Raw genomic sequence first — 12,625 nt, 5'->3', positions numbered from 1 at the left:
ACCGGCAAACGGTGGGTGTTCAGCCATACTCTGCTGGTTCCGCCCCGGCGCCGTCGGACCCGTCGCTTACTGCGCCTCCCGGGTATCGATGCTCACCACCACCGACATCCCTGGCCGCAGGTGCCTGGCCTCGGGCTGGTCGCCATCGACGGTGATCCGCACCGGGATGCGCTGGGCGATCTTGACGAAGTTGCCGGTGGCGTTGTCGGCCTGCAACAAGGCGAACTCGGAGCCAGTGGCCGGCGAGATCTGCTGCACGTGACCGCGCAGTTTCAGATGATCGAGCGCATCGACGGTGAAGATCGCCGGCTGGCCGATGCGCACGTTGGCCATCTGCGTCTCCTTCAGGTTGGCGATCACCCACAGGGTGTCCGGCACCAGTGCCATCAACTGCGCACCGGGGTTGACGTAGGCGCCCAGGCGGGTGCCGATCTGCCCCAGCTGGCCGTCACGTGGCGCCTTGACCCGGGTGTTGTCCAGGTCGATGCGGGCCAGCTCCACCGCGGCCTTGGCGTTTTCCACCGAAGCTTCCAGCGCAGCGCGATTGACGACCACCGTTTCGCGGTCCTGGCGGGCGATTTCCAGTGCGGCCCTGGCCTGGGCCAGGCTGGCGACGGCGGCGGCCTGGCTGGCGCGGCTCAGGTCCAGTTCACGGCGTGATACCGAGCCGTCGCTTACCAGCGCCTGGTTGCGTTGCAGGTCGGCGCGGGCCTTGTCGGCCTGGGCGGCGGCGTCGGCGATCGCGGCCTGGCGCTGGGCAATGGTGGCCTCGGCGCTGTTGCGCTGCTGTAGGTTGTTGGCCAGCGCCGCCTGTTGCTGCTTGAGCTGGGCAACGGCCTGGGCCAGGCGTTGGGTGTAGATGCGGTCGTCCAGGCGCACCAGCAGGTCGCCCTGTTTGACGAACTGGAAGTCGTGCACCGGCACCTCGACGATGTAGCCGCCCAGCTGAGGGCCGATGATCGTCACCTGGCCGCGCACCAGCGCGTTCTCGGTGCTTTCGATGGCGCTGCTGAATGGCGGCAGGCGCCAGGCGTAGAGCACCAGCAGGATGCCGGTCAGGGCCACGGCGGCGAAGCTCAGCGATGACAGCAGGCGTACCCGCCGGGTACGTGCCGGGCTGGTCGGCTCGCTCGGGGGCGCGCTGCCTTCCGGGGTTTCGGCGATGGCGGTGGTGGTGGTCGTTGGCGTTTCCTGGGTCATCGGTTGGAGGCACCGCTGGTGGAGTGGGTATAGCGCAGGTACAGGCTGCGGATGAAGATCCAGATCATGGTCAGGATAGCGATGGCGCCGATCAGCATGAACACATCGTTGTAGGCCAGCACATTGGCCTCGCGGGTCGCGGCGTTGGCCAGCAGGCGCATGCCCGCCTCGTTGCGCAGCGCAGGGTCGGCCAGCACCCCGGCATAACCGGCGCCACCCCCCTGGACCCGGGCGCTGACCAGGGGTTCCAGGGCACTCAGGCGGTCCATCAGCTGGCTGGAGTGGAATTTCTCCCGCACCGTCTGGAAGGTGCCCAGCAGTGCCGAGCCAATCAGCCCGCCGAGGTTGTTGCAGATGCCGAACAGCACCGAGAAGCTCACCAGGTTGCGCGGGTTGGCGCGCACATGGCTGATGCCCAGCGCCATCGACGGGCCGACGAAGAAGGTGCTGCCGAAGGCCAGCAGGAACTGGCTGAGGTACATCTGTGCCGGCCGGGTCAGGTTGGTAGAGCCACTGTCCATGAACGCGCCGGTGGCCATTGCGGCCAGGGAGATGAACAGCGGCAGTACCAGGTGCGTGGGGTTGATGGTCAACACGCTGGTGGCAAGGCCGGTGATCGCGCCCAGCAGCATCACCGCGTAAAGCGCGCGCATCTGCTCGTTGCCCATGTTAAGTGCCTGGAGGAAACCCACCGCGCCGGTGGACTGCTCGGAAATCACCATGCGGATCAGAATCACGCACAGCGCCAGGCGAATGATCGCGCCACTGCCCAGCCAGCGGGTCATCAGCAACGGGTTGCTGCGGTTGTGCTCGATGGCCAGGCCCGAGAGGATCAGGGCAATGGCGCCGGCCAGGGCGACGCCGATCCACGGCGCGTCCAGCCACCAGTCGATGCGCCCCAGCGACAGCGCCGCGCAGAGCAGGGCGGTGCCGCTGGCCATCAGGGTGAAAGTGAGAAAGTCCAGTGGCTCGAAGGTCTTGAAGCGATCGCCGGGCGGCAGCTTGAGCAACAACACGCAGCCCAGCGCTGCAAGGGCCAGGCCCAGCTCGAACAGGTACAGCCCGCGCCACTCGGCGATCTGCAGCAGATCTTCGGAAAACACCCGGGCCAAGGGGACGGCCAACTGCGAGGCGCCCAGCCCGAGGACCATCGCCTTGAGCCGCCACTGCGCGGGGAAGGCCTGGATCATGTAGTAAAGCCCCAGCGAACTCAGCGCGGCACCGACCATGCCATGGGCGGCACGCACGGCGATGGCCGAATTGAGGTCGTTGACGAACAGGTGGGCGAGGGTGACCAGTGCGTAGAGCACCAGGAACACTTCGGTGAAGGCGCGCAGGCCGAACTCCTGGCGAAACTTCACCAGCAACAGGTTCATCGACACGTTGGTCATCACGTAGGCCGCCGGCAGCCAGGCCATCTCCGCGCTGGTGGCACCAAGGGCGCCCTGCAGAAATGGCAAGTTGGCCACCACCAGGGCGTTGCCCAGGCCGCCGGTGATGGCCACCAGCAGGCCGACCACGCCGAAGGCCAGGCGCTTGGCCGGGGCGTGCAGTGGCGTCGAGGGCGAACCGGGCAGGCTGGGCTTTTCGTGTGGCAGCCACTGGCGGGGGGCGTACTTGTCCATCGGGTTGTCCGTTACCGCGGGTGTTCAGACTCTACGTGAATGGCCAGGAGGATGAAAACAGGGCTCAGGCGTCGATCGGCAGGCGCATGGCGCACCGCTGGTCCAGGCCATGGGCCAGCTCGCTGGCGAGAATTGCGCGCAGGCGGGCGTCCAAGCGTGCCGCAGGGATGGGTTCGAAGCCGTAGCGCGCGTAGAACGGGGCATTCCAGGGGACATCGTCGAAGGTGGTCAGGGTCAGCCAGGCCAGGCCCTTCAGGCGAGCGGCAGCCCGTGCCTGGTCCAGCAGGCGCCGGCCCAAGCCTTGGCCCTGGGCCTCTTGCCGCACGGACAGCTCATGGATGTGCAAGGCGTCGTCGGCAATGCTGGCGCAGAGAAAACCCAGTACCTGACCCTGGTCATCCACTGCGACCCAGCTGCAACCTTCGCTCACGAATGCCAGGTGTTCGGCTTCATTCATCACGTCGCTGTCGGCCAGCCAGGCGAGGTGCGGCAACTGCCGGAATGCCTGGGCGGCGGAGCGCTCCAAGGCAGGAAGCGCTGGAACATCATCGGTGAGAGTAGGGCGGACAGGCATGGGGGACACAAGACCTTCAGGCACGGGCGTTGACGCGCAGTAACGTGCAGTTTGCCAGATCGAAGCGGGAAGGTGTTGCAATGTAATTGTTATAACGTAACATTTGCATTCTTCCTTCCAGGCAGGACCCTCACCGTGATCCGCAGAAACCCCTCCGGTCATCTTCCGCAAATTGCCGAATCGGCCTATATCGACCACACCGCCATCATCTGCGGCAAGGTGATCATCCACGACAACGTGTTCGTTGGCCCTTATGCGGTCATCCGCGCCGACGAGGTGGACGCCAGCGGCGACATGCAGCCAATCGTCATCGGTGCCAACTCCAATATCCAGGATGGCGTGGTGATCCATTCCAAATCCGGCGCGGCGGTGCGCATCGGCCAGTACAGCTCGATCGCCCACCGCTCCATCGTCCACGGTCCGTGCGAAGTCGGCGACCGGGTGTTCATCGGCTTCAACAGCGTGCTGTTCAACTGCAAGGTCGGTGATGGCAGCGTGGTGCGGCACAACTCGGTGGTCGACGGCCGCGACTTGCCGCCGCGCTTCTACGTGCCGCCCACCGAGCACATCGGCCCGCATACCGACCTGGAGCGCTACCCGCCGGTCAGCGTGTCTGCCTCGGAGTTCTCCGAGGATGTAGCGCGCACCAATATCGACCTGGTCCAGGGCTACAAGGCCTTGCAGAACGAGTTCTGAGCATGGACACGCTATTGGTGCGCAATGCGCGGCTGGTCAACGAGGGGCGTGAATTCGAAGCCGACCTGCTGGTGCGCCATGGGCGCATAGAACGGATCGCCGGCAGCCTCGACAACGCCCGGGCGGCACTGGAGATCGATGCCAAGGGCGCCTGGTTGCTGCCAGGGATGATCGACGACCAGGTGCATTTTCGCGAGCCGGGGGCGCCGCACAAGGGCAGTATTGCCAGCGAGTCGCGGGCGGCGGTGGCCGGGGGCATCACCAGCTACATGGACATGCCCAACACCAACCCGCCGACGTTGACCCTGGAGGCGCTGGCCGACAAGAAGCGCCGGGCGGCGGCAGGCTCACGGGCCAACTATTGTTTTCACTTCGGGGTGAGCCGCGACAACCTCGACACCATTGCCGCCCTCGACCCCCGCGAAGTGGCCGGGATCAAGGTGTTCATGGGCGCGTCCACTGGCGACATGCTGGTGGATGATCCGCAGGTGCTGGAAAAACTCTTTGTCTATGCGCCGACCATCGTCCTGGCCCATTGCGAGCACACGCCCAGCATTGTGCAGAACGAGGGGTGGTGGCGGGCGCGCCACGGCGAATTCATCCCTCCGGCCGCGCACCCGCTGATCCGCGATGCCGACGCCTGCTACCGCTCCTCGAGCCTGGCCGTGCAGCTGGCCCGGCGCTTCGGCACGCGCCTGCATGTGCTGCACCTGACCACGGTGCGCGAGCTGGCGTTGTTCACGCCCGGCCCGGTGAGCGGCAAGCGCATCACCGCTGAGGTGTGCCTGCACCACCTGCTGTTCGACGACAGCGACTACGCCAGCCTCGGCCACTTGATCAAGTGCAATCCGGCGATCAAGACCGGCACCGACCGCGATGCCCTGCGCAACGCCCTGGCCCGCGACCGTATCGATGTGATCGGTACCGACCACGCGCCGCATACGCTGGAAGAAAAGCGGCGGGTGTATACCCGCGCACCGTCAGGCCTGCCGCTGGTGCAGCACGCCCTGCCGGCGGCGCTGGAGCTGGTCAGCGAAGGGGTGCTGAGCATGGCCCAGGTGGTGACCAAGACCAGCCACGCGGTGGCCGAGCTGTTCGCCATTCGCGAACGCGGTTTCCTGCGCGAGGGATACTGGGCGGACTTCGCCATCGTCGAGCGCCTGGCCAGGCCACGGGCCGTGGCGGACGACCCGATCCTGGCGCGCTGCGGCTGGACGCCGTTCCAGCAGCGCGCCTTCCACCATGTGGTACGTAGCACGGTGGTGTCGGGGCAACTGGCCTGGCACCAGGGCCAAGTGTGCGACCCGTGCCAGGGATTGCCCTTGATGTTCGATCGTTGATTTGAGCCGGGGGCCGCTGCGCAGCCCCTGTGGGAGCTGGCTTGCCAGCGAAAGGGGCGCGGCGCGCGCCCAGCATTTCGGAACCTTGCCATGACTGAAGAGCAATTGTTGCAACAACCTGCAGCCGCCTACATGAACGAGCCGCAGCGGCAATTCTTCCGTAACCTGCTGCTGGCCCAGCGCGGCGAGCTGCAGGGCCGTATCGAACAGGAGTTCCGCGCCCTGCGTGAGCAGGAGGTGCACAGCGACCTCGCCGACATCGGCAGCGCCGAAGAAGAGCGCCACTGGCAACTGCGCTCGCTGGAGCGGGAGAAGAAACTGCTGGACAAGATCGACCAGGCGCTGGAGCGCCTGGCCCGGGGCGACTACGGCTGGTGCGAGGAAACCGGTGAGCCGATCGGTCTGCGCCGCCTGCTACTGCGGCCCACCGCGACCTTGTGCGTCGAGGCCAAGGAGCGCCAGGAACTGCGCGAGCGGCATGTGCGTGACGACGTCTAGTCAGAGGCCAGCCCCTGAACCTGCAATTGCCAGCGCACCGAGCTGACGCCTTTCTCCAGGCTTACCCGGCCGACCAGGCGCTCCAACTGGGTTGGTGCCTGCGGCGTGCCGAGCAGTTCGGCGCGTACCTCCAGCCGTGTTGGGTCGGCCAGGTCTTCGCTGTGCAGCGACTGCAAGCGCAGGCCCGGGTCGCTGAGGCTGTGCAGCATCAGGCTGCGTACCTGGATCTCGTCCTCGGCGCGGCAGACGATGCGCACCTCGTAGCGCTGCTCGACTTCGCTGGCCGGCAGCACGTCCTGGCGGTCGAGGCGCTGGGCGAGGTCGCGCAGCAGGATGTTGGCGCACAGCACCACCAGGCTGCCCAGCGACGCCTCCAGCAACAGCCCGAGGCTGCACAGCACGCCAACCGCGGCGGTGCACCAGAGGGTGGCGGCGGTATTCAGGCCACGCACGTTGAAGCCGTCGCGCATGATCACGCCGCCGCCGAGAAAGCCGATGCCCGACACCACGTAGGCGGCGATGCGCGAGGCATCGGTGGGCGCCATGCCCGGTACGGCCTGGGTCATCAGCACGAACAGGCAGGCGCCGGTGCTGACCAGGGCGTTGGTGCGCAGGCCGGTCAGGCGCTGGCGCAGTTGACGCTCGGCGCCGATCAGGGCGCCGAGCAGCAGGGCCACGCTGACGCGCAGCAGGAAGATTTTCCAATCCATAGCGAACTCCGTTCTGCGGGCGATGGCCCGCATGGGCGCCGGCTTGAGACGGCGCGATTGCAAACGAGGAATGCGCAGGACCACGCGCCTTGCCGGAGGCAGGGCTGGGAAGCAAGGAGGAATGTTCAGCCAGGGAAGGCCGAAGGAAACCACCGTCTACCGAGTACGGCGAGACAGTGGCAGGAACGCTGCCGGACTAGCTCGCCGTGTGGGCCTGTCGCAATCGACTAGGGCTACTGTCCAATGCAGGGGTCTCCTGGGTGAGGGATGCTTGAATGCGCGGCGGACCATACGCCTCGACCCGCGCGGGGTCAAGGCATGAATCATGACAATCCTGTTACGGCAGGCGCTGGCAGACGTAGGCCTGGGTGCGGTAAGGGAAGGCGATGCGCTCACGGCCCTTGAGGTCCGGATGGTTGTTGATCAGCGCTTGCAGCTGGCCCATGACCTCGTCTTGTTCGGGCTGGGGCAGGGCGGCGATGAAGCTCACCGAGCGCAGGCGTTCGAGGATCACGGTCTGTGGATCACCCTCATGGGCATGGGGCAGGGTGGTCAGCTGCGGGGTGCTGAAGCGGCTGCCGGCGAGGGCTTCGCGCCAGCGCCCGGTGTGAAAACGTGGCGTGTCACCCTCGTAGGGGGTGATGATTTCGGTGATCCGCGCCACCCAGTCCACTGTTTCGTCGCGCACGTTCCAGATCAGTCCCAGGCGGCCGCCGGGGGCCAGCACACGGTGCATTTCCGCCAGGGCGGCGGCATCGGCGAACCAGTGGAAGGCCTGGGCGCAGACCAGCACCTGCTGGCTGGCCTCGGCCAGCGGGATGTGCTGTGCGGTGCCCTCGAGCACGGGGATGTCGGGCAGCCGTTCGTGGAAGCGTGCGCGCATGGCGGCCACCGGTTCCACTGCCGTCAGGTGCGGTGCCAGCGCGCTGAGCAGGCGGGTGAACTTGCCGGTGCCGGCGCCCAGGTCGAGCACCGGGGTGTCGGCACCGATGCCCAGGGTGTCGCGTAACCAGTGCTGCAAGGCGACGGGGTAGTCCGGCCGCCCTTGCTCGTAGTTGCCCGACTGGCGGGTGTAGCCGGTGCTGGCCGAGGTGTGTACATCCTTCATGGAAAATCCCTCTGAATGACCTGACGGCAATGGTACGCTTGCGCCTTTCGTTGCCAACCCCCCTCGGACCGATACATGTTGTTCAATCTCGCCGTGCTGTTCGGCACCCTGGTGGCCATGGAGGGCGTCGGCACGCTGGCCCACAAGTACGTCATGCACGGCTGGGGCTGGTGGCTGCACCGCTCGCATCACGAGCCGCAACTGGGCATGCTGGAAACCAACGACCTCTACCTGCTGGCGCTCGGGCTTATCGCCGCTGCCCTGGTGATGCTGGGCAAGGCTGGGCACGCGCCGCTGCAATGGGTTGGTGGCGGCGTGGCGGGCTATGGGCTGGCCTACGTGCTGGCCCATGACGGATTCTTCCACCGCCATTGGCCGAGGGCGCCGAAACCGGTCAACCGCTACCTCAAGCGTCTGTACCGGGCTCATCGCCTGCACCATGCGGTGAAGGGCCGCCAGGGCAGCGTGTCGTTCGGATTCTTCTATGCGCCGCCGTTGCGGGTGTTGAAGCAGCAGCTGAAACGGCGACGGGGTTGATTGCTTGGCGCCTCATTTGCCTGTTGGACCGGATACGGCTCAACCGTGCCGCTCGAGGGGCTGCGACGATGACGTTCTGCTGGCGGACCCGGCTCATTGCACCGGCAGGAAATTCATCAACAGCAGGCTTTGCGCGTAGTTCAGGCCGATCCGTCGATAGCGCTCGTCAAGCATCTGCGCCAGCAGGTCGAGGCGGGCGACGACCTTGCCGAACTCCACCGCGAAGCTGAGGTTGCTGCCTTGCTCGGAGATTTCGTTGGAAAACAGCAGGAGCACGCCATTGGCATCCTGGCGCTGGCCGAGCATCCAGGTGGCCTTCTCGATGTTGCGCGCGGCATTGTGGATGAACAACGGGTCGAGGGTGTCGGTCATGTAGAACTCGGTGCGCCCGCCATGGGCGGTGACCAGCATGCTGCCGATGGCATAGATGAACGCGCCTACCCGGTCGCCGCGAAACTCCGGGCTCAGGGCGTAGCTCAAGGCCGCCAGGTCGCGGCGCTCGCCCAACTGCGCCAGGGGCTGGCGCTGTTCGATGGCGATGCGGATCTGCCGTGCCGCGGTGGTGGCGTCGAGGTAGCCCGATTGCCGCCACTGGTTGGGGTTGCGCAGGTACAGCTTGTTCATCAGCAGATACAGGCTTTGCAGGTTGTCGCGCATGGCCAGGGTGGCCATGCGGTCGACGCTGGTCTGGAACAGCTCGTCGGGCTTGCCGTTGCCGAACTGGGTGAGCATGTCACGGCCCTGCTGCTGGGTGCAGGCAACCAGGCACGCCAGGCTGCCGGCCATCAGCAGTAGGCGAGGAAACGGAAAGCGTCTTCGTACGGCCATCGGCACCGGTTGGAAAAGGCGGTCCCACCGGGGATCGGTGGGACCTGGCCATGCATAGAGCGCACAAACGCGAAAAAGTGCGATATCGGCCTGCGCCGGCGGCCGGCCAAGGTCGATCAGGCTACATCGACCAGCACGATTTCGCTGTCTTCCAGCGCCGTCACCTTGAGCAGCGTTTCCTGCTCGATCGCCACCCCGTCACGGGCCTTGGCTTGCAAGCCGTTCACTTCAATCCGTCCCTTGGCAGGTACCAGGTAGCCGCGGCGGCCCTCATCGAGGCGGTACTCGGCGCTTTCACCGGCGCGCAGGGTCGCGGCCACCAGGCGCGCGTCGGTGCGGATGCGCAGGCTGTCGTCATCGCCTTCGCGGCCGCTGGCCAGGGTCACGAAGCCTTCGCCACGTTCGCCCTTGGGGAAGGGGCGGCTACCCCAGGAGGGCGCATCACCGACCTTTTCCGGGATGATCCAGATCTGGAAGATCCGCGTGTCGACCTTCTCCAGGTTGTACTCGCTGTGGACGATGCCGCTGCCAGCGCTCATGACCTGCACGTCGCCAGCTTCAGTGCGGCCCTTGTTGCCCAGGCTGTCCTGATGGGTGATGGCGCCTTCGCGAACGTAGGTGATGATCTCCATGTCACGGTGCGGGTGCGGCGGGAAGCCAGCACCGGCCGCGATCAGGTCGTCGTTCCACACGCGCAGGTTGCCCCAGTGCATGCGTGCCGGGTCATGGTACTCGGCGAAGGAGAAGTGATGATGGGCGTCGAGCCAGCCGTGGTTGGCGTGGCCAAGGCTTTCGAAGGGTCGCAGTTGCAGCATGGTGGCGCTCCTATGAGTCGGTGGAATGAGGTCATGATGCGCGTTTAAAATATCGATAAAAAGCGTAAATATCGGCTAAATACAATCGCTAAATTCGATAATTTAGTTTGCGACTCTGCATGCGCTTCATCGCCTAATCCACTGATCCATAAGCATTCGCTGGCACTTTTGCGCGGATGAGGCGAACATGCCGGCTGTTCTGATTTTCAACGGAGTGACCGTGCCGCACGAGCATCCCCGGGCCCCGGCCGACCTGACCCCTCCCGCCCAGTTGCCCTGGTTGCGTCGCCTGGTCGCGCGCCTGTTGGGCCGCGGTTTGTCGCGCCTGCAGGCGCAGCATCGCGACTCCTGGTTCCTCGGCCACGCCACGGGGCAGCGCAACGGCCATGCCGATGGCTTGCGTGAGGGCTACGAGCAAGGCCGGGTCGATGGCTATGAGGCCGGGCGCCAGGTCCTGGTGATCCGCGATACCCGCCCGGACCAGGCTGCGACGCCGGGACGTGATGACAACCTGTTCGACGACTGGCGCCTGCCGGTGACCGCCGAGCTGAAAAGGCGCTTCAAGGCTGATGTCGCCAAGCGGTTGCCTGGCGAGGCACAACCGAGCGCGGCGCAATGGAAGTTGATTTTCAGCGACACGCCCTCGACCTGCGTGGTGGCCGGCGCCGGCGCCGGCAAGTCGACGTCTTTGGTGCTGCGCATCCTGCTGCTGCGCCACTACCTGGGCTTCGAGCTCGATGCCCTGACCGTGGTGACCTTCACCCGCGAGTCGCGCCGTGACTTCATCCAGCGCCTGCTGCAGGTGTTCGCCCTGTGGCAGCTCGAATTGTCGCCTGCCCAGGGGCGAGAGCTGGTGCGTACATTCCATTCGCGCATCCTGCCGTTGGTGCGCAGCCTGCCGGGTTTTGCCCAGGTGCGGGCGTTCGAGACCCTGGGCAACGAAATGCCCGCAGGCGGCGAGGCGAACGCTGACAGCAACCCGTTCGACCTGCGCCTGAACGATGCCCAACGCCAGCAGCTCAACCAGTGCTACAGCGACCTGCTGGGCCAGAGCCCGCGTTTCGTCCAGCTGGTCGGCGCGTTGCGCCAGGAGGCGCTGCTGCTCAAGCCGCTGGACCCGGACCACCCGGATGTGCAGAAGCGTGTACAGGTAACCCAGCTGGCCGCCCAGCGCGACGAGGAATTGTGCGATGTGATCGAAGACCTGTGGTTTACCGCCGGTGCCTGGCCAATCAAGGGTATCGAGCCGTGCCGGGACACGGTGCAGATCCGCGGCAGCCGCTTTCATGTCCATGGCCGTCTGGAAGGGCTGGACGCCTGGGTGGTATTGGGCTTCGACCCGTCTGAAAGCGCCCAGTACCAGCGGCCGGGCGCCAAGCTGGCGGTGCGCGCGGAATGGGCGGTAAAGCGCACCCTATTTCAAGCTTTTTGCGATAAGCCATTGATATGGCTCGATAATTATGCGGCGGCAAAACGACTTGCGACGTCCTTGGCGGGTGATGCCGTGGCCGGTCCGGGCTTCGAGTACAAGGTGAAGGGCGAGCTGGCTCCGGCGCCCTTGCTCGACGCCTTCGTCAGCGCCGCCAGCTTCATTGAGAACCTCGGCCTGGACGTCAACACCGCCGTGGCCGCCATGAACTTCCCGTCCGGCGACAGCGACGCGGCATTCTTCGAGGCCCTCGCGCTGTTCTGGAAAGCACTGGAAGCACACCTGCTGGCGCAGTCGCCGCCGGTGATGACCTACAACCGCATGTTTGCCCTGTTTGGCGAGAACAATCCGGAGAACCTCGGGTTGCTCCCCGATCCCTTGCTACGCCCATTGGCGCATCTGATGATCGACGAGTTCCAGGACGTCTCGCCGCAGATCGTCAGTTGGCTGCGTGCCTGCCTCGCCGAAATCCGTCGCCGTGGGCCGGCCATGCACAGCGGGCGGGTGGCGCAACATTCATCGCTGATGTGCGTGGGCGATGACTGGCAGTCGATCTACGGCTGGCGCGGCAGCTCGCCGAAATACTTCATGGAGTTCACCAAGGCCTTCCCGTCACCGGCCAACACGCGGGTGATGCTGGTGGAAAACTACCGCAGCCAGCAGTACATCATCGAGGCCGCCGAGCATCTGGTCAAAGGCGCCTCGGCCATCACCGGCAAGAAGGCCAGGGCCAGTGGGCTGGCGGCCGAGCTGCCGCTGTCGCCGGTGAAGGTCTTCGACCGGGACGAGGCCGCACTGGCCGAAACGGTGATCGAGCATTACCAGCGCGGTGAAACGGTACTAATGCTGTTTCGAAAAACAAGCGATAAGTTATTGATTGAAAAGCATTTGTCGCAAATAGCTAAAGTGGATTCTAGCTTGCCGCCCAGCCAGCGCCGCCTGCGCCAGTTGACCTATCACAGTGCCAAGGGACTACAGGCTGACGCGGTGTTCATGCTTGGCGATTGCCAATACCTGACCAGCTCGCCCTATAAGAACCAGGTCTATCGCCTGGCCGGCCTGGGCAAACCAGCAGACGCCCAGGCGTTCGACACGGCGCAGAAAGAAGAGGTACAGCGCCTGGCCTACGTGGCGGTGACGCGGGCGGTCCGGCAATGCTATTGGCACGTGGAGAAAGCCAGCGGCGAGGCTGCCGGGCAGGCACGTGCGTCGAGCCAAGTCCTGGGGCAGGAGGCCTTTTTCGAAGACCTGCGCGGCCAGTAGGC

General features: G+C 65.6%; 12 protein-coding genes. 5 read left to right on the top strand and 7 right to left on the bottom strand.

The genetic code is table 11. From position 1 onward, the window contains the following. Positions 1–66: 66 nt before the first annotated feature. From R5C80_RS04630 to R5C80_RS04620, 3 genes are all read right to left on the bottom strand, one after another. Positions 67–1,200: an HlyD family secretion protein gene (locus R5C80_RS04630; RefSeq protein WP_110604608.1), complete on the bottom strand. Its 1,134-nt coding sequence runs from the start codon at positions 1,198–1,200 to the stop codon at positions 67–69. Continuing rightward, positions 1,197–2,825 carry an MFS transporter gene (locus R5C80_RS04625; RefSeq protein ID WP_110604609.1) on the bottom strand — a complete coding sequence of 543 codons (1,629 nt, stop codon included), beginning with the start codon at positions 2,823–2,825 and terminating at the stop codon, positions 1,197–1,199. Before R5C80_RS04625 ends, R5C80_RS04630 begins: the two co-directional genes overlap by 4 nt. Before the next feature lie 64 nt (positions 2,826–2,889). Then, on the bottom strand, positions 2,890–3,399 hold the full coding sequence (locus tag R5C80_RS04620; protein ID WP_110604610.1) for a GNAT family N-acetyltransferase: 510 nt from the start codon (positions 3,397–3,399) through the stop codon (positions 2,890–2,892). A 135-nt stretch (positions 3,400–3,534) separates the two neighbouring features. On the opposite strand from R5C80_RS04620, the gene R5C80_RS04615 reads away from it, so the two are divergent. The 3 genes from R5C80_RS04615 to dksA all read left to right on the top strand — a co-directional run bounded on the left by R5C80_RS04615 (position 3,535) and on the right by dksA (position 5,933). Then, complete coding sequence (locus R5C80_RS04615; protein ID WP_046855480.1) at positions 3,535–4,095, top strand: carbonate dehydratase; 561 nt, start codon at positions 3,535–3,537, stop codon at positions 4,093–4,095. A gap of 2 nt (positions 4,096–4,097) precedes the next feature. Beyond that, a complete protein-coding gene (locus R5C80_RS04610; RefSeq protein ID WP_110604611.1) occupies positions 4,098–5,435 on the top strand; it encodes a dihydroorotase in 1,338 nt (445 codons plus the stop codon). A 90-nt stretch (positions 5,436–5,525) separates the two neighbouring features. Beyond that, complete coding sequence (dksA, locus tag R5C80_RS04605) at positions 5,526–5,933, top strand: RNA polymerase-binding protein DksA (RefSeq protein ID WP_023633185.1); 408 nt, start codon at positions 5,526–5,528, stop codon at positions 5,931–5,933. Here dksA and R5C80_RS04600 read toward each other — a convergent pair. Both R5C80_RS04600 and R5C80_RS04595 read right to left on the bottom strand, forming a co-directional pair. Continuing rightward, positions 5,930–6,643, bottom strand: coding sequence for an MgtC/SapB family protein (locus R5C80_RS04600; RefSeq protein ID WP_038706204.1), 714 nt, complete (start codon positions 6,641–6,643; stop codon positions 5,930–5,932). The genes dksA and R5C80_RS04600 overlap by 4 nt on opposite strands. 337 nt (positions 6,644–6,980) lie before the next feature. Next, positions 6,981–7,751 carry a class I SAM-dependent methyltransferase gene (locus tag R5C80_RS04595; RefSeq protein WP_110604613.1) on the bottom strand — a complete coding sequence of 257 codons (771 nt, stop codon included), beginning with the start codon at positions 7,749–7,751 and terminating at the stop codon, positions 6,981–6,983. Between the two features lie 75 nt (positions 7,752–7,826). Here R5C80_RS04595 and R5C80_RS04590 point away from each other — a divergent pair, with 75 nt between their 5' ends. Further along, a complete protein-coding gene (locus tag R5C80_RS04590) occupies positions 7,827–8,288 on the top strand; it encodes a sterol desaturase family protein (RefSeq protein ID WP_023631094.1) in 462 nt (153 codons plus the stop codon). Between the two features lie 93 nt (positions 8,289–8,381). Here the strand turns inward: R5C80_RS04590 and R5C80_RS04585 are convergent, their stop codons facing one another. Beyond that, positions 8,382–9,074, bottom strand: a complete 693-nt coding sequence (locus tag R5C80_RS04585; protein WP_023631093.1) for a hypothetical protein — start codon at positions 9,072–9,074, stop codon at positions 8,382–8,384. 158 nt (positions 9,075–9,232) lie between these two features. Further along, positions 9,233–9,931 carry a pirin family protein gene (locus R5C80_RS04580; protein WP_023631092.1) on the bottom strand — a complete coding sequence of 233 codons (699 nt, stop codon included), beginning with the start codon at positions 9,929–9,931 and terminating at the stop codon, positions 9,233–9,235. Between the two features lie 187 nt (positions 9,932–10,118). Here R5C80_RS04580 and R5C80_RS04575 point away from each other — a divergent pair, with 187 nt between their 5' ends. After that, positions 10,119–12,623 carry a UvrD-helicase domain-containing protein gene (locus R5C80_RS04575; protein ID WP_038706203.1) on the top strand — a complete coding sequence of 835 codons (2,505 nt, stop codon included), beginning with the start codon at positions 10,119–10,121 and terminating at the stop codon, positions 12,621–12,623. Positions 12,624–12,625: the final 2 nt, after the last annotated feature.

The sequence above is a fragment of the Pseudomonas sp. On1 genome (assembly GCF_033783325.1).
This window is presented reverse-complemented; position numbering and strand designations above follow the sequence as displayed.